The organism is Rossellomorea sp. DUT-2 (assembly GCF_052665285.1).
The window spans coordinates 1-19,187 of record NZ_JBQPEO010000012.1; the positions used below are offsets into that span (position 1 = coordinate 1).

The following is a 19,187-nucleotide window of genomic DNA, read 5'->3' on the forward strand; positions in this document are numbered from 1 at the left end:
TTGACATCAATTCTTTATCTAGTTTTGAAGGAACAATCCTTCAATTGAATATTCGTCTGGTGACAATGGCGAAGAGGTCACACCCGTTCCCATGCCGAACACGGAAGTTAAGCTCTTCAGCGCCGATGGTAGTTGGGGGATCTCCCCCTGTGAGAGTAGGACGTCGCCAGGCAAATGTGAAGAAAGAGTAGCTCTTAGGGGCTACTCTTTTTTGTTGTTTGAATTGATGAAATCGCAGATTGAACATCCATCCTCTATACAGCTGAGTGGATAATCTATTTCAGAGGTTAATTACTCTGAGTATTTAGGTGATAATTGGTAAAAGACGCAAAAAACGAAAAATTGACGCAATAGTGGCCGAAAAAGACGCAAAAAATTAAAATAAGACGCAATAACAGCTTGAAACGACGCAAAAAGATAAAAAAAGACGCAAAAACGATTGAATCTCCACACTTTCACATCTATGAATTTAAGAAAATAGTAGTATTTACTACTAAAAACATAGATTCGTAAATAATAGAGACAGCTTAAGTTGTAAATAGCACATTTATTAGTCCTTTTTGCAGATGCATCTTCATTTTATTGTACAAAATAGTCTTTTTAAACCATCACATGCTCAAAATTGCTATCCACTAACTCTCTAAAGTATTATTTAAATAAGAGTATATACAAGGAGAGAAGAACATGACGACAATTTATGATTTCACTGTAAAAAGATCGAATGGATCTGTGACGTCTCTGGAGGAGTACCAAGGGAAAGTGATGCTTATCGTGAACACAGCCAGTAAGTGTGGCTTTACGCCTCAATTTGAGGAGCTGCAGGGCCTGTACGAAGAGTATGAGGAAGAAGGACTTGTTGTACTTGGATTTCCTTGTGATCAGTTCATGAAACAGGAATTTGATGATCAGAGTGAAATCATGGAGTTTTGTCAGGTGAACTACGGCGTATCTTTTCCGATGTTTGCAAAAGTCGATGTGAAGGGGAAAGAAGCTCATCCTCTGTTCACGTTTTTAACGAAAGAGAAAAAGGGTGTCCTTCTTTCGAACATTAAGTGGAACTTCACTAAATTTTTAGTTGGGAAAAATGGAGAGGTAGTAGATCGCTATTCCCCGCAAACAAATCCCCGTAAAATTGAAGACGATATTAAAAGGTTACTTCAAGCAAAATAGGGAAAGAGGAGAGGGAGGCCGCCATCCTTCCTCTTTCCCCTACATTTTATCCTGAAGTAATTTCAGTAAAAGATACGGTGCTTTTTCTGTTGTAACATTGATGAACGTATGGATGATGGGATAATCTTCATTGGTCCGGTTTTTTAACAGCTCCACCCACCATTCTGTTTCGTAACGGGCAATCATGCTTAAGTTGTATAGTATGGCATAATGGATGAGTACTTCAGGTATAGTAGTGGCTTCATTCCGATTACCGGGCAGGGCTAATTTGTTTTCATTCAAGTGCCACCTTAAGGGAAGTTGCTCTTGAACAAGTAGTGATTGTAACGTATTGTCCGAAATCCAAGTGAAATTTTCTGTTAACTTTTCATTCAGATATTGTTTGAACAAATGTTCTGACATATGAAAATGGGAAAGTAGTGACTCATCAATCATCAGCTCATGTTTGTGATTAAACCAGAACATCGTTTTCTTTTTGAGCAATATTTGAAATGCTCCATCAAGTTCAGGAATTTGCACGAGTAAATCTTCCATCTTGTATTTTTCCCCCACGATATGTTTCACGTGAAACAAGAGGTTGGAAAAGTGTGAAAATAAACCATTTTTCTGTACCTTTACTTCATCTTGTAAAAAGCGGTACTGCTGTTTTTTTCTTTTCCTGGAGGTAATTCCATGGGCCAGGACCGTGGTCGTTTCTGGATATAGGGGGTCCTCAGTTAAAACAATGGCTTTAATAAAGTGAATAAATCCATAGAAAAGCAAAATGGGCTTGAGAGATATAGGAGATTGCATGGCTTGTCTGTAGTAAAGTTCCCCTTGCTCCAGGTAGTACATGAATGGATAACAGTTATCATAGCTTTTCATTTCAGCTTGAGAAGACCCTAACTTTTCATAACATTTTCTTAGAAACTTCTGGGAGTATTCTGCAGACTGAAAATAGTGGATGAAGTCCCAGTGTTGATGTATTTCGTTCAAATGATCACCTTCTAATTATTCTGAAAAATTAAATTAATCCTATTCTTCTTGACAGTATTTTAACCAATTGATAACCTACTAATAATATTTTGGGACTAGGGAGGCCGAAAACATGTGGGATTCTAAATTTGCTAAAGAAGGTTTAACGTTTGATGATGTCTTATTATTACCAGCCAAATCAGAGGTATTACCAAAGGATGTAAACATCTCTGTAGAGTTAACAGATTCAATTAAATTGAATGTTCCTGTGATTAGTGCAGGGATGGATACTGTAACAGAAGCTGAAATGGCAATAGCAATGGCTCGAACAGGTGGACTGGGTATCATCCACAAGAATATGAGTATTGAACAGCAGGCTGAGCAGGTAGATAAAGTAAAACGTTCCGAAAGTGGAGTTATCTCTGATCCATTCTTTTTAACTCCGGATCATCAGGTCTTTTCTGCAGAACACTTGATGGGCAAATATAGAATTTCCGGTGTTCCGATTGTGAACAACGAACAAGAGCAGAAGCTTGTCGGGATTTTAACGAATCGTGATCTTCGTTTCATCCAGGATTACTCCATTCAAATCTCTGATGTCATGACGAAGGAAAATCTCGTGACAGCTCCTGTTGGCACTACCCTAGAAGAAGCGGAAAAAATTCTTCAGCAGTACAAAATTGAGAAGCTTCCTCTGATTGATCAAGAAGGGACACTTAAGGGCTTGATTACGATTAAAGATATCGAAAAAGTAATTGAATTCCCTAACTCTGCTAAAGATGATCAAGGACGCTTATTAGTTGGAGCAGCTGTCGGTATTTCGAAAGATACGCTGACTCGTGTTGAACATTTAGTGAAAGCACATGTGGATGTCATTGTAATCGATACGGCTCACGGTCATTCAGCAGGAGTTCTTTCTATTGTTCGTGAAATCCGCGAAGCTTATCCAACGTTAAATATCGTAGCCGGTAATGTGGCAACGGCTGATGCGACACGTGAATTAATTGAAGCGGGTGCTGATGTTGTCAAGGTGGGGATTGGACCTGGTTCAATCTGTACGACCCGTGTTGTTGCAGGTGTAGGTGTTCCACAAATTACCGCTGTATATGATTGTGCAACAGAAGCAAGAAAGCACGGTAAGAGCATCATCGCCGATGGTGGCATCAAGTACTCAGGTGATATCGTTAAAGCATTGGCAGCCGGTGGACATGCTGTTATGTTAGGAAGCTTGCTTGCGGGTACATCTGAAAGCCCTGGAGAAACGGAAATCTTCCAGGGACGCCGCTTCAAAGTATATAGAGGAATGGGATCCGTAAGCTCCATGGAAAAAGGATCGAAAGACCGCTATTTCCAGGAAGAAGCGAAAAAGTTTGTTCCAGAAGGCATTGAAGGACGCATTCCTTACAAAGGACCTTTAGCTGATACACTGTATCAGTTAGTTGGAGGCTTACGTTCAGGCATGGGATACTGTGGAACGAAGGATTTATATGAGTTGAGAGAGCAGGCACAGTTTATTAAAATGACGGGTGCCGGACTTCGTGAAAGTCATCCTCATGATGTCCAAATCACGAAAGAAGCACCAAATTATTCATTATAAGAAAATAATTCCAAATGCTGATCAGATATTCCTGATCAGCATTTTTTTATTTAGATTAAAAGGATATTTACCGCCTTTTATCAGAGGTCGCAAGTCCCTTGACCCATGCCAAAACTAGTCATATTCTCTGTCTATTCTTACCTTTCGAACTATGATAAAATAACGAAGGTGTACATAAAATCTTGGAGGGCTAATAGTGAAAAGAAGTTGGATTCAAAAATCTTTTGTTTGTATGATGGTTTTAATGTTGGCAATGGGTATTGTAGAGAGACCTGCAAATGCTCAAGGAGATTTGGACGTTAACGCAAAAGCTGCGATTCTAGTAGAAGCAAGCACGGGCAAAATTCTTTATGAAAAGAACTCAGAAAATGCTCAAGGCATTGCGAGTATGACGAAAATGATGACAGAGTACTTGTTACTGGAGGCTGTGGCAGAAGGTAAGGTGAAATGGGACCAGAAGTATACGGTACCGACGAAAGTATCAAATATGTCCCATAATGATGGTTTAAGTAATGTTCCATTAAGAGAAGAAGGAACATACGTACTCAAAGACCTATATGAAGCAATGGCGATTGAATCTGCTAACGCAGCAACTATGGCAATAGCTGAAATTGTAGCTGGGTCAGAAGCAAACTTCGTAAAAAAAATGAACGCAAAGGCCAAAGAACTTGGATTAAAAAACTATAAATTTGTCAACTCTTCAGGTTTGAATAATCGGGACTTAGCTCCTTATGTTGATCAGGTAGTGGGTGGACCTGAAGAAGAAAATGTGATGTCAGCTAAAGATACCGCTACATTAGCTTATCGTATGTTGAAAGACTTTCCGGAAGTGTTAGAAACTTCCAGTATTCCTAAAAAGGTGTTTGCAGAAGGTACTGAAGACGAAGTACCAATGGAAAACTGGAACTATATGCTGCCGAGTCTCATTCGTGAATATGAGGGTATGGACGGACTTAAAACAGGCACCACTGATTTTGCAGGAGCATGTTTCACAGGTACTGCCGAAAGAGATGGCATGAGATACATTACAGTAGTGATGAATGTAGAAGTTGCACCAGGTGAAAACTCCTACGATGCCCGCTTTAGTGAAACAAGAAAAATGATGGATTATGCATTCAACAATTATTCAATAGAGGAAATGCTCCCTGCTGACTATCAAGTGAAAGGTCAAAAGACACTTCCAGTTGATAAAGGGAAGGAAAAAGAAGTTCAAATTAAAACGGATGCCCCGTTAAGCATGGTGATTAAAAACGGCGAAGAAGATCAATACAAACCGAAATTTGTGTTGAATAAGAAAAAGCTGAACGATGACAGTGAACTGACTGCTCCGGTTAAAAAAGGAGAAAAAGTTGGGTATGTCACGTTAGAATCAAAGGATAAGAAAGATTTAGGGTACCTTACAGATAAAGGCACAAATGCATCGAAAGCATCTGTTGTGGCTGTAGATGGTGTTGAAAAAGCCAACTGGTTTGTTCTTTCAATGAGAGCGGTAGGTGGTTTCTTCGGGGACATCTGGAACTCGGTTACATCAACGGTTAAAGGCTGGTTCTAATAAGCCCTTAGGTAAATGATTAAATCAGCACCAAGACTTTTATTTCAGGACAAGTCTTGGTGTTTTTTTATAGGTAGAGTGATAAAGAATTATCTAAGGAAGATCGCCTTGTGGAATTCCAAAGAAATACTTGTCGGGCCTGACCAAGCCGCTTCCGCTTTTCGAGATGTCCAGCTCCAGCGGCTAGTCCCTCGAGGTCATAAGCTAAATCGACCAAAAAGGCAAAGAGCGTCTTTCCAGTCGATTCATCTTATGCTTGTCGGGCCTGACCAAGCCGCTTCTGCTTTTCGAGATGTCCAGCTCCAGGGCTTAGAGGCTCGAGGTCATAAGCCAAACATGCCCAAAAGGCAAAAAACGCCTTTCCGGGTGACTCGTCTTATGCTTGTCACCCCAGAACGAGCCGCTTCCGCTTTTCGTCTTGACATAAGTCTTTTTTTATTGTTTATTTAGCAGTAGGGTTACATAATCATTCCGATTGTTTTAGTCGCGTTTTCTTCCTTTTTTGGGTGTAAATGGGACAGGCATGGGATAAATATAAGGGGGATATAGATATGAATACTGGTACAGATCGTGTTAAAAGAGGTATGGCTGAAATGCAAAAAGGCGGCGTTATTATGGACGTTGTCAATGCAGAGCAGGCAAAAGTTGCTGAAGCTGCGGGTGCAGTGGCAGTAATGGCTTTAGAACGAGTTCCAGCAGACATCCGTGCTGCAGGTGGGGTAGCAAGAATGGCAGATCCCCGTATTATTGAAGAAGTTATGGGCGCTGTGTCGATTCCAGTAATGGCAAAGGCTCGTATCGGTCATATTGTAGAGGCAAGAGTTCTTGAATCAATGGGTGTTGATTATCTTGATGAGAGTGAAGTATTGACGCCAGCTGATGAAGAGTACCATTTAAATAAAAGAGATTTCACGGTTCCATTCGTATGTGGGTGCCGTGATTTAGGAGAAGCTGCCCGCCGTATTGGTGAAGGTGCGTCTATGTTACGTACAAAAGGTGAGCCGGGAACAGGTAACATCGTTGAAGCGGTTCGTCATATGCGTAAAGTAAATGCCCAGGTTCGCAAGCTTGTAAGCATGAACGAAGATGAAATCATGACGGAAGCTAAACTTTTGGGAGCTCCATATGAATTATTGTTAGAAATTAAAGAAAACGGACGTTTACCTGTTGTAAACTTTGCTGCAGGCGGAATTGCAACACCAGCTGATGCGGCTCTTATGATGGAATTAGGGGCTGACGGAGTATTCGTAGGTTCTGGTATCTTTAAATCAGAAAACCCTGAAAAATTTGCAAAAGCGATCGTAGAAGCGACAACTCACTATCAAGATTACAAGTTGATCGCAGAGCTTTCTAAAGAGCTTGGTGTAGCAATGAAGGGAGTAGAAATTTCTTCTATTTTACCTGAAAACCGTATGCAAGATCGTGGATGGTAAGGTGTGATTCTATGTTGAACATCGGTGTATTAGGACTTCAAGGTGCCGTCAGAGAGCATGTGCGTTCAATCGAAGCCTCTGGTGCCAAGGCCATCGTCATTAAGCGTGTGGAACAGCTGGAAGAGATTCAAGGCCTGATCATGCCAGGTGGGGAAAGTACCACCATGAGAAGGCTGATTGATCGATACGGCTTTATGGAGCCGTTAAGACAATTCGCGGCAGCCGGGAAGCCGATCTTTGGAACATGTGCAGGATTGATTCTCTTAGCGAAACACATTGTCGGATACGACGAACCACACATTGGTTTGATGGACGTAACAGTGGAAAGAAATTCCTTTGGGCGTCAGAAAGAAAGTTTTGAAGCGGATCTTTCGATTGCTCATATTGGAGAAGGATTCAATGCCGTCTTCATCCGTGCTCCCCATATCGTGGAAGCGGGAGAAGATGTTGAAATCCTGGCTAAGCATAATGAACGGATTGTTCTTGCACGCCACGGGCAATTCCTCGGTTGCTCTTTCCATCCTGAATTAACGGACGATCACCGCTTGACGTCTTTCTTCGTTGATATGGTGAAAGAAAGCATGGAAAAAACAATCGCATAATTCTATTGCAAAATGGAAAACATTGTAGTAGATTATGAAATAACCAATAAACATTTAAATCGTTGATAGGAAATAGTAGTAAAGAAGGCTTGCTTAAGAGAGTCGGTGGCTGGTGAGAATCGACGCAAGAGCTTTATGAATCCATCCTTGAGTGAAGTACTGAATGAAGTAGGTATTTTCGGTGATTCCGTTACCATCTCTTAAGAGGAAGGTGCTTAGCGTCTTCAATTAGGGTGGCAACGCGGAAACCTCCGTCCCTTTTACCAGGGATGGGGGTTTTTTATTTTTTCATAAAAAAGGAGAGAATCTCATGTTAGACATTAAGTATTTACGTAATAATCTGGAAGATGTGAAAGCCCGTCTACAGCACCGCGGTGAGAACCTGGAGGATTTCGATAAATTCGAAGAGCTTGATAAGAGAAGAAGAGAGCTGCTTGTGGAAACTGAAGAATTAAAGAGCAAGCGAAATGACGTATCCCAGCAGATTGCAGAGCTGAAGAAAGAGAAAAAGGATGCGGAGGACCTGATTGTTGAAATGCGTGAAGTTGGGGCCATGGTGAAAAAACTGGATGATGAACTACGAGGGATTGAAGAGGAGTTAGAACGTATCCTGCTTTCCATTCCTAACATTCCACATGAAACGGTACCGGTTGGTGAAACCGAAGATGATAACGTAGAGGCCCGCAAATGGGGAGAGATTCGTGAGTTTGATTTCGAGGCACAGCCTCACTGGGACATTGCAACAGGGCTTGGGATCCTTGATTTCGAACGTGCCGCCAAAGTGACAGGCAGCCGTTTTGTTTTCTATAAAGGGTTAGGGGCAAGACTTGAAAGAGCCCTGATTAACTTCATGATGGATCTCCACATGGATGAGCATGGATATACAGAAATGATCCCTCCATTCCTCGTGAATAGAGCGAGTATGACGGGAACAGGTCAACTTCCTAAGTTCGAGGAGGATGCGTTTAGAATCGAAAGTGAGGATTACTTCCTGGTTCCTACAGCAGAAGTGCCTGTAACGAACTATCACCGTGATGAAATCATGAAGGGTGAAGAGTTACCCGTAAGCTATGTGGCGTACAGTGCCAACTTCCGTTCTGAAGCTGGATCTGCCGGTCGTGATACACGTGGTCTGATCCGTCAGCATCAATTCAACAAAGTTGAGCTTGTTCGATTTGTGAAACCTGAAGACTCTTATGATGAGCTTGAGAAGCTGACTGGCCATGCTGAAAAAGTTCTTCAGTTACTGGGCTTACCATACCGTGTATTATCTATGTGTACAGCGGATTTAGGTTTCACCGCTGCCAAGAAATATGACATTGAAGTATGGATTCCAAGCTACGGAACATACCGTGAGATTTCTTCTTGCAGTAACTTTGAAGGCTTCCAGGCAAGACGTGCAAACATTCGTTTCAGGAGAGAAGCTAAAGGAAAACCTGAACATGTGCATACGCTGAATGGATCTGGTTTAGCAATTGGACGTACGGTTGCCGCTATCTTAGAAAACTACCAGCAAGAAGATGGATCTGTAATCGTTCCCGAAGCTCTTCGTCCTTATATGGGTGGAGCGGAAGTCATTAAATAACATCAGCCAGCTGGACAATATTTAAAAGGTGCCTCACGAATTCAGCGCGGGGCACCTTTTAAATTTTTTAAGAAATATGCTTGACTCCATTTGTACACCATGTTATTATAATTCTTGTCGATACGGAGGAATACCCAAGTCCGGCTGAAGGGATCGGTCTTGAAAACCGACAGGGGTGTAACAGCCCGCGGGGGTTCGAATCCCCCTTCCTCCTCCATTGATTTTTTTATAACCATAGCGCATAAACATTGGAGATAGAATTCGTTACATATTATATGTAACGAATTTTTTTGCTTTATACATACGACCATTGACTCAAGGAGAATTTACTTAAGGTTTTGGATATCCTCCCTTAAGTGAGAATCCGAAGTATGTCCAAGTACGCCTATTTCTATAATATGTCTCCGTGCTTCTTCGTCACCAAGCTTATAGATCATAGAATAGATGTTTATCATCGATTGATCATATTGATCGTCCTCTGGTGAATTGTGATATTGGCGGAAAGGAACCTGAGCCCGTCTCATAGTCGACATGTCATCATCATAGTTATCGTTGAACAACATTTTCAGTTCGTTTACTTCTGTTGGGGTGGCAAATATGCGAAAGCTAGGACTGGCATTTTGATTCGGGTCTTGCAGAATATCTCCGCTGCTTATATCTACAAAATACGTTTGTTTCGATTCCATCATTCCTTCATCTCCTTCATAAATTGTTTACTACTACATATACCTCTTTCTAAATGGAAATAAACGGATGGATGTTCTTCAGATTGTTGTTTATTAACATATCGTCTGCCCATGCTCTGTCAATTAGTGTGTGCTGGATGGTTAGGGAAACCGCTTCGCTTTCCGCGGACGAACGGCCGAGCCTCCTCAACTTAGTCGAGCGGGGTCTCGGCACGCCCGTTTTTCCGCAGGAGTCTACGCAGCTCCCCTCACCATCTTTAGAGATTTCGTGAAAGAGCTACAAAGATAAGTTGTCAAAGTACAACCCAATAAAAATATAATTCATGAAGAACAAACCAACCACTACTCACCTTAAATGATTTTGTTTGCTAAATCCTTGTTTCTTATTTAAAACAAAAAAATTTTATATAAAAAAAGACTACCCTTGCCGCATTGGCCAGAGTAGTCTTTTTAATTTTTAGCTCTTTAACATTCTCGTCTGTTCAATGAAATATCCGATTCTTTCAACGATTGGTTCGATTGAGTTTTGATCGTTCACCAGGTCGTATTCGCTGATGTCCAGTCTTAGTACGGGACAAGCGTTAAAAGAGTTGATCCAGTTTTCATAACGCTCGTGCATTTCTTCCCAGTAGGCAACAGGTGTTTGTTGTTCCATGGGGCGGCCGCGCTCACGGATGCGATCAACGACGTTATCAATGGAACCCTCAAGGTAAATCAGAAGATCAGGGTGTGGGAAGTATGGTGTCATGACCATAGCATCGAAAAGACTTGTGTACGTTTCATAATCGATTTCGCTCATATTCCCTTTTTCATAATGCATGCGGGCAAAGATGCCTGTATCTTCATAGATGGAACGGTCTTGAATGAAACCGCCGCCGTATTCAAAGATTTTCTTTTGTTCTTTGAAGCGTTCCGCTAAGAAGTATACTTGAAGGTGGAAGCTCCAGCTCTTAAAGTCCTGATAAAATTTATCGAGATACGGATTGGTATCAACTTTTTCAAATGACGTTCGGAAGCCGAGTGCGCCCGCCAAGCCGTTTGTCATGGTGGATTTCCCGACACCGACCGTTCCGGCAATGGTGATCACGGCATTGTTCGGGATCCCGTATTTAGTGCGAAGATTCATGATAGTGAACTCCTTTTTTTAGTGTAGTCTCTAACTGTGTAAGAATGTGTTCCAGGTCCTCTTTATTTTGAACGAAGTCTACATGGTCGCCATTGTAGCGAAGAACAGGAATGTCCGGGTGAGTTTTTTCAAACGTATTCATATATTCTTCATAGTCCAGTGATAGCTGCTTAAGGTAAAGAGGGCTGATTTTCTTTTCGAAGTCTCTTCCTCTTTTTTCAATGCGCTTTAATAGCGTATCGAGGCTTGCGTTTAAGTAGATCACGACATTGGGTCTCGGCATATCCGACGTCAAGATGTCATAGATATTAAGATATTTTTTGAACTGTTGTTCATCTTTCAATGTTCGTTTAGCAAAGATGATGTTTTTAAGAATATGATAATCTGCTACTACAGATTTGTTCTGAGATAAGTAGTGTTTTTCGATATCTTCCAATTGTTTATATCGATTGCATAAGAAAAACATCTCTGTTTGAAAGCTCCACTCTTCAATGTCATCATAAAATTTATCTAAGAATGGGTTCTCATCTACGATTTCTTTTAGCAGGTGAAATTGAAAATGATCGGAAATCGCTTTTGCAAGAGAGGTTTTTCCTATTCCAATCGGGCCTTCAACGGTAATGAAAGGAATGCGCCCCATTAATTGTCCTCCTCATATTACGGCAATCTTTTCTCTTATTAAAATGTAAAAATAAAAAATTACGACAGGAATTATTGTAACACAATATATGGATGGTTTGTTCAGGTTATTTCCCGGGTTCAAAAAATGCACTACGTTCACTATATCGACTTTAAACCGTCGACTCTTAAGGGGAAGTAAATAAAAAGCTGATGGATAGGTGTTTATAGATTTACCTATCCATCAGCTTCTATTTATTATCTTTTTACGACATTGAAATTGTCAGAAAGTAACAACCAGTTTTGCGGGAAGGGAAGACCCAGCTTCCAGTAGCTCATCCCTCTAAGTTTCAGCTCTTTCATAAGGTCGAACTTTGCCTGGATGCTCCGTGCATCTTCAAACCATACTTCATGATCTTTTCCGGTGTTTGTATCCCGGTACTTAAAGAATGGGGCCTGTGCTTTTTGATCATACTGAATCGGTACGTTATTGTCTGCGGCAATCTTGATTGCCTGTTGAGGACTGATGGCTTTCGCTGTGCTCCCCTGTACAAATGGGAGGGTCCAGTCATATCCATATAAATTTTGCCCCATGAGAATCTTGGATGGAGGCATTTCTGAAATGGCGTATTCAAGTACATCACGAACAGGTTCGATAGGGGAAACGGCCATGGCGGGACCTCCACTATATCCCCACTCATAGGTCATGATCACGACAAAATCGACAATTTCACCGTGAGCTTTATAATCATGTGCTTCATACCATTTGCCTTTTTGGTCGGCACTTGTCTTAGGAGCCAGGGCGGTTGAAAGCAGCCAGCCTTCTTGATTAAAACGCTGTTTTGCTTTTCGTAAAAATTGGTTGTAGGCTTCTTTGTCCTGTGGTCGTAAATATTCAAAGTCGAAGTGAATGTCTCTGAACCCATATTTTTTGGCTGTTTGGACAACATTATTAAGGAATTTATCCTGGATCGCCTGATCGGTCAGCAGGATACGACCTAGTTCATCGCTAAATGTTCCTTCCTCTTGATTGGTGATGGCCATCATCATGACATTCTTATTGTCTTTCCCTGTTTGAATCAGATTCCCGAGAGGTGGTTCTTGCAGGGTGCCGTCACGTTTCGCTTGAAAGCTGAATGGAGCCAGATAGGTAAGATAAGGTGCTGCTTCCTTGGCACTATCTTCAAGGTTTTGGGCCACTTCTTTTCCGTAAGGCTCTACATATGCGTTAAACTCCGCTTTTCCTTTAGGCTTCTGTGGAACGTATAAACGAAACCCCACCTGTAAAGGCTGATTGGGAGATATTCCGTTCACTCTTGCCAATTCCTGATAGGGGACTCCTGTCTTCTGACTGATCGCCCAAAGGCTATCTCCAGGTTGAACAAAATAAAAGCTTCCTATAATAGGGATGACCAGTGATTGACCGACCACCAGGTTATCAGGATTTGGCAGTTCATTGGCATCTACTATATCCTTAACTGTTGATCCATACGCTTGGGCGATACCAAATAATGATTGGTTCGGTTGGACAACATGAATTTGCATACACAGACCCTCCTATATTTCATTCACTATAATCAACTTATGAAATAGAAGGGCTGGATATGTTTTGAAGAACAAATTTATACTATCTCACCAGTGGAATCTATCTTCGCTTTTAATACATTTTTCATCATCGTCAACGCATAGTGATTATCTTCGTCACTGACTGACGCAATGGCGTCACGGGGCACAATAAGGTTAAACTCTCTCATATAGGCATCATTTGCTGTAAAGAGCACACAGATGTTTCCTGCGATACCTGTGATGATAAGGTTTTTTACAGACAAATGGTGCAAAAGTGTATTTAACGCCGTCCCATAAAATGCGGAATGCTTTGGTTTAATAAGAAAAAAGTCTTTATCCGTCGGCTGGAGCGGAGTCATGATACCATCGCTCACATCATTATGACATTTCTGGTAAATCTCTTTGTAATCTGCTTTCCATAGCTCATAGTGGTCATTAATATAAATGACAGGATGCTCATGTTTGGTACAATAGTGACGTAAAGTGTTTATAGGTTCAACAATGTTGAGGGTATGGCGAGCCAGTGTGTTTCCATGCTCAAAGTCGAACGGATTCATGATGTCGATAACAAGAAGAGCTGTTTGGTTAGGTATCATATTGTATGCCCCTTTCTCTTATAGTTTGGGGTGAATGGGGATATTTTATAAAAGATCGAGAAATAAATTTGTGGGAGTACATAATGGGTATAAGAGAAGAACGATTTATGTTGGAAGCATTAAAGGAAGCAGAAAAAGCGGCAGCGATTCAAGAAGTTCCGATCGGAGCCGTCATTGTCATGGGGGAAGAAATCGTTGCCCGCGCTCATAATCTGAGAGAAACGAGTCAAAATGCCATCACCCATGCCGAGACTTTAGCGATTCAAGAGGCTTGTAAGAAGCTTGGCACATGGCGGCTTGAAGGGGCGGAGCTTTATGTCACCCTTGAACCGTGTCCGATGTGCAGTGGAGCCATCATTTTATCCAGGATTGAGAAAGTCATTTATGGGGCAAAAGATCCTAAAGCGGGTTGTGCGGGAACGTTAATGAATCTCTTGGAAGATGACCGATTTAATCACCAATGTGAAGTGGTGCCTGGAGTACTTTCAGAAGAGTGCGGGGGAATCCTTTCCCGTTTTTTTAAAGATTTGCGAGAGCGGAAGAAGCTCGAGAAGAAGAATGGGATTTCTGGTATGTAAATAACTTACAGTATTCCATCATTGCTTTTTACCGTAAATCCTAGTATACTTAATTTTGCGTCGCACTAATGGCGCAACTAAATATGGTATCAATTTTGCCGTGCTAGGTGGGGAGGTAGCGGTGCCCTGTACTCGCAATCCGCTCTAGCGAGACCGAATTCCTTTCCGAGGCTGGCACTCTGTAGGGCTGCCTCAAGTAAGTGGTGTTGACGCCTGGGTCCTGCGCAATGGGAATCCATGAACCATGTCAGGTCCGGAAGGAAGCAGCATTAAGTGGAAGCTCCCATGTGCCGCAGGGTTGCCTGGGCCGAGCTAACTGCTTGAGTAACGCCTATGGATGCTTGTCGACGAAAGGTGCACGGCAGTTTAAATTATATACAACAACTCATCCTTCATAGGGTGAGTTTTTTGTTTGTAAAAAAGATTTATCGACAAAAGGGTTCCATCCTAAATTGATCTCCGGTTTTCTTTGTAAAAGGGATTTAGATTACGTTATAATAGATACTATAGTACATAAATAAGAGGGGGGAGTATTTTGGCATATCAAGCTTTATATCGTGTGTGGCGTCCTCAGTCATTTATTGATGTAGTTGGACAGCAGCATGTAACGAAAACGTTGCAAAATGCCCTCCTTCATCAAAAGATTTCACATGCCTATTTATTCTCGGGACCAAGGGGAACAGGGAAAACGAGTGCAGCGAAGATCTTGGCGAAAGCAGTTAACTGTGAGCGGTCTCCTATAGCGGAACCTTGCAATGAGTGTGATGCATGCCAAGGGATTACCGATGGTTCGATTCCAGATGTCATCGAAATCGATGCCGCTTCCAATAACGGAGTGGAAGAGATCCGGGACATCCGGGATAAAGTCAAATATTCTCCCAATGTAGTCGAGTATAAAGTCTACATCATAGATGAGGTCCATATGCTGTCTATCGGAGCCTTTAATGCGCTACTGAAAACATTAGAGGAACCACCTAAGCACGTCATCTTTATCCTTGCGACTACAGAGCCTCACAAGATTCCCCTTACGATCATCTCACGCTGTCAGCGCTTTGACTTCAAACGGATAACAGCCAGGGATATTGTAGGACGGATGAGTCATATTGCCACAGAATCAGGTGTGAACTTTGAAGAAAACGCTCTTACGATTATTGCACGCGCTGCTGAAGGCGGGATGCGAGATGCCCTTAGCCTGCTCGATCAGGCAATCTCCTTTAGTCAGGACCGGGTAACCGTAGACGATGCCTTGACTGTAACGGGTGCTGTTTCTCAAGGCTATTTAAATACATTGGCGAAAGCGATTCTGGAAAGAGATGTCACAAGTGGATTAAGTGCCTTGGAAGAATTGCTATTCCAAGGGAAGGACCCGGCAAGGTTCGCAGAGGACTTTATTCTTTACTTCAGGGATATGCTGTTATATCAGACGGCTCCAAACCTTGAAGAATCGCTGGAAAGGGTCATGCTCGACGATGATTTTAAAGAACTGGCCGGTCAAACTCAGCCTCAGCAGATTTATCAATATATCGATGTCTTGAATCAGGCAGGTCAGGAAATGAAGTTCACGAATCATGCCCGTATCTACCTGGAGGTTTCCATTGTGAAGCTTTGTCAAATGGAAGCGCCGGTATCTGCTTCTTCTCCGGAAGTGAGCGACATGATGAAAAAGATCAAACTTCTTGAAAAAGAGGTTGAACAACTGAAGGCGAATGGCGTCAAGGTTCAAGCAGAGCCGGCTTCACAACCGGCGAAAAAGCCGATCAGGGCAAAGAAAGGCTTCCGGGCTCCTACCGGGAAGATTCAGGAAGTACTCCGAACGGCCACGAAAGAAGATCTTAATTTGATCAAGAGCCGCTGGGGAGATATGGTCGAAACATTAAACCAGCGTCAAATGCGTTCACAATCAGCATTGTTAAATGATGCTGAACCTGTAGCAGCTACAGACGGCTCATTTGTGTTAAAATTTAAATACGATATTCATTGTCAGATGGCGATGGAGAATCAGGCTTTCACTTCAGCGATTGCTTCCATACTGGAAGAGCTTACGGGAAACACCTATGCAGCGATTGGAATTCCTGAAGATCAGTGGATGTCCATAAGAGAAGACTTTATCCGAAACTCCAAAACAGAAGATGGCGAATCGACTGGCGAGGATCAAGGAGAAGACTCTATCTTGAAGGAAGCTGAGAAGCTTGTCGGTATGGATTTAATAGAACTAAACGATTGATTAACGTAAGAATTTAAAAATTTACTGGAGGTAATGAGATTATGCGTGGAAATGGAAATATGCAAAATATGATGAAGCAAATGCAAAAGATGCAAAAGAAAATGGCGGAAGCTCAAGAAGAACTAGGTGAAAAGCAAATCGAAGGAACAGCAGGCGGCGGAATGGTGACGGTTATCGTTTCAGGTCACAAACAAGTTCTTGATGTGAAGATCAATGAAGAAGCTGTTGATCCGGATGACGTAGAAATGCTACAAGATTTAGTCCTTGCAGCTACAAACGATGCACTGAAGAAAGCGGACGAATTAACGAACTCAACTATGGGTCAATTCACTAAAGGAATGAACCTACCGGGAATGTTCTAGGAGGCAATACGATGCATTATCCTGAGCCTATATCAAAGCTGATCGACAGCTTTATGAAACTGCCGGGAATCGGGCCAAAAACTGCGGCCCGTCTGGCTTTTTTTGTTCTTAGCATGAAAGAAGATACTGTATTGGATTTTGCGAAAGCATTGGTCAATGCGAAACGAAACTTGAGTTACTGTTCTGTTTGCGGTCATATTACAGATCAGGATCCATGCTATATCTGTGAGGATCAAAGACGGGATCGCAGCATCATCTGTGTGGTTCAAGACCCTAAGGATGTTATTGCGATGGAGAAGATGAAAGAGTATAACGGACAATATCATGTGCTCCACGGTGCCATCTCCCCTATGGACGGGATTGGACCCGAGGACATTAATGTTCCGGATCTGATAAAGCGTCTTCACGGTGACGAGGTCCAGGAAGTCATCCTCGCTACCAACCCGAACATAGAAGGGGAAGCGACAGCGATGTACATTTCACGGCTGGTCAAACCATCCGGCATCCGAATCACAAGGATTGCCCATGGACTTCCTGTCGGTGGAGATCTTGAGTATGCAGATGAAGTAACGTTATCGAAAGCTCTCGAGGGAAGAAGAGACGTTTAACAAAGGAGAGGATACCTATGTTTTTCCGGAAAAAAGGAAAGCTGAAAAAAGAGTATGACCAATCCTTACTTCACGTTTTAGACGAAACCAAGGATCAGTGGAATCAGCAACGTTCCATCGATGAGATGAGTGTGGATTACAATCTGAACATCCACTGTCACTCGAAAATAGCAGAAGCTAAATATTTTTTTCTCTTTAGAGAAGCAAAACATAGAAAGATCGTCATAAAAAGGTAGACAACCCTCATATCCTTTCAATAAGAGACTATTTATGTTCTATGTTGAGAGGAGAGAAGGGTATGAGCCCAGTTATCGTCATTGCAGTGATCAGCGGACTGATTGTACTTCTACTTGCCACCGGCACACCAATCAAGCCACTTCGGTTTGTGGGACAAGTTGCCATGAAGGTCATGATCGGAGCACTATTTTTATTTTTCCTGAACGCCTTTGGCAGTCAGTACGGAATCCACGTTCCTATTAATCTGGCAACCTCATCTATTTCTGGAATATTAGGTATTCCGGGAGTGGTGGGATTGACCGTCATCCAGATGTGGATCCTATAACCATCCATCTATAGCAAGAAGAAAGGCAGTCGAAGCATCAAGTGGGATTTATTCTTACTTGGATCTTGGCTGCTTTTTTACATAGAAAGAGAACGAGGGGAAGAACAATGAAAATCGTCATTGCACCCGATTCCTTTAAAGGTTCCATGACAAGTACAGCAGCGGCTGAAGCAATAAAGAAAGGGATTCATCAGATTAATCCTTCATGTGAAACAGCCATCATCCCAATAGCTGACGGTGGTGAAGGCACGGTCGATGCCATCCTGAGCATCATGGATGGGGAACCACGATGGGCTCAAGTTAGTTTAATCTTGTATATTTGTAGTGCCCTTCCGTTCAGGATTAAGGAAGGGCACTTGCTGTTCTTCCACTATTCACTTAAAAACGTTTTTGGCATCACCACCGCTATTACTTCACCTCGTGCACACAGTTTTCCTTCTGCAAACACCTCTGTTTCCACTCTGAATTTCTTAGGATGAACTTCATGTACTGTGCCCACCGCTTTTAACGGAACGTGATGAGGAGTGGGTTTCATAAAATCCACTTGTAAGGAAGCAGTGACAAAACGTGGAGGCTCTTGACCACCACCGATTACTCCACCGTTCTTTCCATGAAGAGCAATGGCTGCTGATCCAGTGCCGTGGCAATCAATTAAGGAAGCAATCAACCCGCCATATACGAAGCCAGGCAAAGCAGTGTGTTCCGGTTTAGGTGTGTAAATCGTGACCGTGTGACCATCTTCCACTCCGGTACGAAAATGATGCCCATCCTTGTTGAGTCGGCCGCAGCCATAACACCACGCAAAGTCATCTGGGTAATCATCCTGAATGGCGTGAGTGACTTCGTTCATTATTATATTCTCCCTTCATCACAAACTCTTTCTCTAGTACTCTTCTATTAACGTTCTGAAATTCCTTTATTGATTTGATTTATGTGAAGTGTTTTTACAAATATAAAGTTAAAAACGCTTTCCATTACTACCTTCTGAAATAAAATTGTAAAAGGTGAAAAATAGTATTGACTCTTCATAGTAGAAGATGCTATTATATTCCTTGTCGCCAAAACGACGCGAAAAACAAATTTCAAAAAAAACTTGACGCTTTATGACGAAAAATGTTATATTTAAGAGGTGCTCAAGAGAGCCCGAAGTAATATTGAACCTTGAAAACTGAACAAAACAAGACAATACGTCAACGTTAATTCTAGATTTATTTTTAAAGAGCTATTCAAACTTTTATCGGAGAGTTTGATCCTGGCTCAGGACGAACGCTGGCGGCGTGCCTAATACATGCAAGTCGAGCGGATTGATGGGAGCTTGCTCCCATCAGTCAGCGGCGGACGGGTGAGTAACACGTGGGTAACCTGCCT

At 42.2% G+C, this 19,187-nt stretch carries 20 protein-coding genes, 1 tRNA gene, 2 rRNA genes, 1 other RNA gene and 1 other annotated feature; of the genes, 17 read left to right on the forward strand and 7 right to left on the reverse strand.

Annotated features, from left to right (window positions below):
- The first annotated feature begins 55 nt into the window (after nt 1-55).
- Both rrf and ACOSV2_RS22345 read left to right on the forward strand, forming a co-directional pair.
- Nucleotides 56-172: ribosomal RNA gene (gene rrf / locus ACOSV2_RS22340) — 5S ribosomal RNA — on the forward strand.
- Nucleotides 173-684: 512 nt separating this feature from the next.
- The gene (locus ACOSV2_RS22345) at nt 685-1,170 is read left to right on the forward strand and encodes a glutathione peroxidase (protein WP_428976885.1); all 486 of its coding nucleotides are present in this window, start codon (nt 685-687) and stop codon (nt 1,168-1,170) included.
- A gap of 39 nt (nt 1,171-1,209) precedes the next feature.
- Here ACOSV2_RS22345 and ACOSV2_RS22350 read toward each other — a convergent pair whose 3' ends face one another.
- Complete coding sequence (locus tag ACOSV2_RS22350) at nt 1,210-2,145, reverse strand: YaaC family protein (RefSeq protein WP_428976886.1); 936 nt, start codon at nt 2,143-2,145, stop codon at nt 1,210-1,212.
- Nucleotides 2,146-2,257: 112 nt separating this feature from the next.
- Between ACOSV2_RS22350 and guaB the strand changes: the two genes are divergently transcribed.
- The 6 genes from guaB to ACOSV2_RS22380 all read left to right on the forward strand — a co-directional run bounded on the left by guaB (nt 2,258) and on the right by ACOSV2_RS22380 (nt 9,110).
- Nucleotides 2,258-3,721, forward strand: a complete 1,464-nt coding sequence (guaB, locus tag ACOSV2_RS22355) for an IMP dehydrogenase (protein ID WP_397554642.1) — start codon at nt 2,258-2,260, stop codon at nt 3,719-3,721.
- Nucleotides 3,722-3,953: 232 nt separating this feature from the next.
- Entirely contained in the window at nt 3,954-5,273 is a 1,320-nt protein-coding gene (locus ACOSV2_RS22360) for a serine hydrolase (protein ID WP_428976893.1), read from the forward strand.
- Between the two features lie 551 nt (nt 5,274-5,824).
- Complete coding sequence (pdxS, locus tag ACOSV2_RS22365) at nt 5,825-6,706, forward strand: pyridoxal 5'-phosphate synthase lyase subunit PdxS (RefSeq protein ID WP_148996631.1); 882 nt, start codon at nt 5,825-5,827, stop codon at nt 6,704-6,706.
- Between the two features lie 11 nt (nt 6,707-6,717).
- Nucleotides 6,718-7,308: a pyridoxal 5'-phosphate synthase glutaminase subunit PdxT gene (gene pdxT / locus ACOSV2_RS22370; protein WP_428976887.1), complete on the forward strand. Its 591-nt coding sequence runs from the start codon at nt 6,718-6,720 to the stop codon at nt 7,306-7,308.
- A 53-nt stretch (nt 7,309-7,361) separates the two neighbouring features.
- Nucleotides 7,362-7,570 (forward strand) — a binding site (T-box leader).
- A gap of 48 nt (nt 7,571-7,618) precedes the next feature.
- Complete coding sequence (gene serS / locus ACOSV2_RS22375; RefSeq protein WP_113971524.1) at nt 7,619-8,893, forward strand: serine--tRNA ligase; 1,275 nt, start codon at nt 7,619-7,621, stop codon at nt 8,891-8,893.
- Nucleotides 8,894-9,017: 124 nt separating this feature from the next.
- Nucleotides 9,018-9,110 (forward strand) — tRNA-Ser (locus ACOSV2_RS22380).
- Between the two features lie 109 nt (nt 9,111-9,219).
- On the opposite strand, the gene ACOSV2_RS22385 is transcribed toward ACOSV2_RS22380, so the two are convergent.
- The 5 genes from ACOSV2_RS22385 to ACOSV2_RS22405 form a co-directional block, all read right to left on the reverse strand.
- Nucleotides 9,220-9,582, reverse strand: coding sequence for a hydrolase (locus tag ACOSV2_RS22385; RefSeq protein WP_428976888.1), 363 nt, complete (start codon nt 9,580-9,582; stop codon nt 9,220-9,222).
- Nucleotides 9,583-10,036: 454 nt separating this feature from the next.
- Nucleotides 10,037-10,705 (reverse strand): deoxynucleoside kinase, encoded by a 669-nt coding sequence (locus tag ACOSV2_RS22390; protein WP_113971522.1) that lies wholly within the window; start codon nt 10,703-10,705, stop codon nt 10,037-10,039.
- Nucleotides 10,689-11,345: a deoxynucleoside kinase gene (locus ACOSV2_RS22395; RefSeq protein ID WP_113971521.1), complete on the reverse strand. Its 657-nt coding sequence runs from the start codon at nt 11,343-11,345 to the stop codon at nt 10,689-10,691. Before ACOSV2_RS22395 ends, ACOSV2_RS22390 begins: the two co-directional genes overlap by 17 nt.
- Before the next feature lie 236 nt (nt 11,346-11,581).
- The gene (locus tag ACOSV2_RS22400) at nt 11,582-12,868 is read right to left on the reverse strand and encodes a glycoside hydrolase family 18 protein (protein ID WP_428976889.1); all 1,287 of its coding nucleotides are present in this window, start codon (nt 12,866-12,868) and stop codon (nt 11,582-11,584) included.
- Between the two features lie 77 nt (nt 12,869-12,945).
- Entirely contained in the window at nt 12,946-13,485 is a 540-nt protein-coding gene (locus ACOSV2_RS22405; RefSeq protein WP_113971519.1) for an isochorismatase family cysteine hydrolase, read from the reverse strand.
- Between the two features lie 83 nt (nt 13,486-13,568).
- Between ACOSV2_RS22405 and tadA the strand changes: the two genes are divergently transcribed.
- The 8 genes from tadA to ACOSV2_RS22445 all read left to right on the forward strand — a co-directional run bounded on the left by tadA (nt 13,569) and on the right by ACOSV2_RS22445 (nt 18,298).
- Nucleotides 13,569-14,063, forward strand: a complete 495-nt coding sequence (tadA, locus tag ACOSV2_RS22410) for a tRNA adenosine(34) deaminase TadA (protein WP_428976890.1) — start codon at nt 13,569-13,571, stop codon at nt 14,061-14,063.
- A 98-nt stretch (nt 14,064-14,161) separates the two neighbouring features.
- Nucleotides 14,162-14,425: signal recognition particle sRNA large type (gene ffs / locus ACOSV2_RS22415), an RNA gene on the forward strand.
- Nucleotides 14,426-14,598: 173 nt separating this feature from the next.
- Nucleotides 14,599-16,287 carry a DNA polymerase III subunit gamma/tau gene (dnaX, locus tag ACOSV2_RS22420; RefSeq protein ID WP_428976891.1) on the forward strand — a complete coding sequence of 563 codons (1,689 nt, stop codon included), beginning with the start codon at nt 14,599-14,601 and terminating at the stop codon, nt 16,285-16,287.
- Nucleotides 16,288-16,328: 41 nt separating this feature from the next.
- Nucleotides 16,329-16,649 carry a YbaB/EbfC family nucleoid-associated protein gene (locus ACOSV2_RS22425; RefSeq protein ID WP_113971517.1) on the forward strand — a complete coding sequence of 107 codons (321 nt, stop codon included), beginning with the start codon at nt 16,329-16,331 and terminating at the stop codon, nt 16,647-16,649.
- 11 nt (nt 16,650-16,660) lie between these two features.
- Nucleotides 16,661-17,257 carry a recombination mediator RecR gene (gene recR, locus ACOSV2_RS22430; protein WP_044340678.1) on the forward strand — a complete coding sequence of 199 codons (597 nt, stop codon included), beginning with the start codon at nt 16,661-16,663 and terminating at the stop codon, nt 17,255-17,257.
- Nucleotides 17,258-17,274: 17 nt separating this feature from the next.
- Nucleotides 17,275-17,493, forward strand: a complete 219-nt coding sequence (locus ACOSV2_RS22435) for a YaaL family protein (protein WP_113971516.1) — start codon at nt 17,275-17,277, stop codon at nt 17,491-17,493.
- A gap of 62 nt (nt 17,494-17,555) precedes the next feature.
- Entirely contained in the window at nt 17,556-17,819 is a 264-nt protein-coding gene (locus tag ACOSV2_RS22440; RefSeq protein ID WP_044340676.1) for a pro-sigmaK processing inhibitor BofA family protein, read from the forward strand.
- Nucleotides 17,820-17,926: 107 nt separating this feature from the next.
- Nucleotides 17,927-18,298: a glycerate kinase gene (locus ACOSV2_RS22445; RefSeq protein ID WP_428976892.1), complete on the forward strand. Its 372-nt coding sequence runs from the start codon at nt 17,927-17,929 to the stop codon at nt 18,296-18,298.
- On the opposite strand, the gene ACOSV2_RS22450 is transcribed toward ACOSV2_RS22445, so the two are convergent.
- Nucleotides 18,190-18,669 carry a PaaI family thioesterase gene (locus ACOSV2_RS22450; RefSeq protein ID WP_397554651.1) on the reverse strand — a complete coding sequence of 160 codons (480 nt, stop codon included), beginning with the start codon at nt 18,667-18,669 and terminating at the stop codon, nt 18,190-18,192. The genes ACOSV2_RS22445 and ACOSV2_RS22450 overlap by 109 nt on opposite strands.
- A 384-nt stretch (nt 18,670-19,053) precedes the next feature.
- On the opposite strand from ACOSV2_RS22450, the gene ACOSV2_RS22455 reads away from it, so the two are divergent.
- Nucleotides 19,054-19,187 (forward strand): 16S ribosomal RNA (locus ACOSV2_RS22455); the annotation flags it as partial.

Bases quoted from the DNA above. Each gene is read 5' to 3' on its own strand.
- ACOSV2_RS22345 (WP_428976885.1), top strand. From the start codon at position 685: ATGACGACAATTTATGATTTCACTGTAAAAAGATCGAATGGATCTGTG.
- guaB (WP_397554642.1), top strand. From the start codon at position 2,258: ATGTGGGATTCTAAATTTGCTAAAGAAGGTTTAACGTTTGATGATGTC.
- ACOSV2_RS22360 (WP_428976893.1), top strand. From the start codon at position 3,954: ATGATGGTTTTAATGTTGGCAATGGGTATTGTAGAGAGACCTGCAAAT.
- pdxS (WP_148996631.1), top strand. From the start codon at position 5,825: ATGAATACTGGTACAGATCGTGTTAAAAGAGGTATGGCTGAAATGCAA.
- pdxT (WP_428976887.1), top strand. From the start codon at position 6,718: ATGTTGAACATCGGTGTATTAGGACTTCAAGGTGCCGTCAGAGAGCAT.
- serS (WP_113971524.1), top strand. From the start codon at position 7,619: ATGTTAGACATTAAGTATTTACGTAATAATCTGGAAGATGTGAAAGCC.
- ACOSV2_RS22385 (WP_428976888.1), bottom strand. From the start codon at position 9,582: ATGATGGAATCGAAACAAACGTATTTTGTAGATATAAGCAGCGGAGAT.
- ACOSV2_RS22390 (WP_113971522.1), bottom strand. From the start codon at position 10,705: ATGAATCTTCGCACTAAATACGGGATCCCGAACAATGCCGTGATCACC.
- ACOSV2_RS22395 (WP_113971521.1), bottom strand. From the start codon at position 11,345: ATGGGGCGCATTCCTTTCATTACCGTTGAAGGCCCGATTGGAATAGGA.
- ACOSV2_RS22400 (WP_428976889.1), bottom strand. From the start codon at position 12,868: ATGCAAATTCATGTTGTCCAACCGAACCAATCATTATTTGGTATCGCC.
- ACOSV2_RS22405 (WP_113971519.1), bottom strand. From the start codon at position 13,485: ATGATACCTAACCAAACAGCTCTTCTTGTTATCGACATCATGAATCCG.
- tadA (WP_428976890.1), top strand. From the start codon at position 13,569: ATGGGTATAAGAGAAGAACGATTTATGTTGGAAGCATTAAAGGAAGCA.
- ACOSV2_RS22425 (WP_113971517.1), top strand. From the start codon at position 16,329: ATGCGTGGAAATGGAAATATGCAAAATATGATGAAGCAAATGCAAAAG.
- recR (WP_044340678.1), top strand. From the start codon at position 16,661: ATGCATTATCCTGAGCCTATATCAAAGCTGATCGACAGCTTTATGAAA.
- ACOSV2_RS22435 (WP_113971516.1), top strand. From the start codon at position 17,275: ATGTTTTTCCGGAAAAAAGGAAAGCTGAAAAAAGAGTATGACCAATCC.
- ACOSV2_RS22440 (WP_044340676.1), top strand. From the start codon at position 17,556: ATGAGCCCAGTTATCGTCATTGCAGTGATCAGCGGACTGATTGTACTT.
- ACOSV2_RS22445 (WP_428976892.1), top strand. From the start codon at position 17,927: ATGAAAATCGTCATTGCACCCGATTCCTTTAAAGGTTCCATGACAAGT.
- ACOSV2_RS22450 (WP_397554651.1), bottom strand. From the start codon at position 18,669: ATGAACGAAGTCACTCACGCCATTCAGGATGATTACCCAGATGACTTT.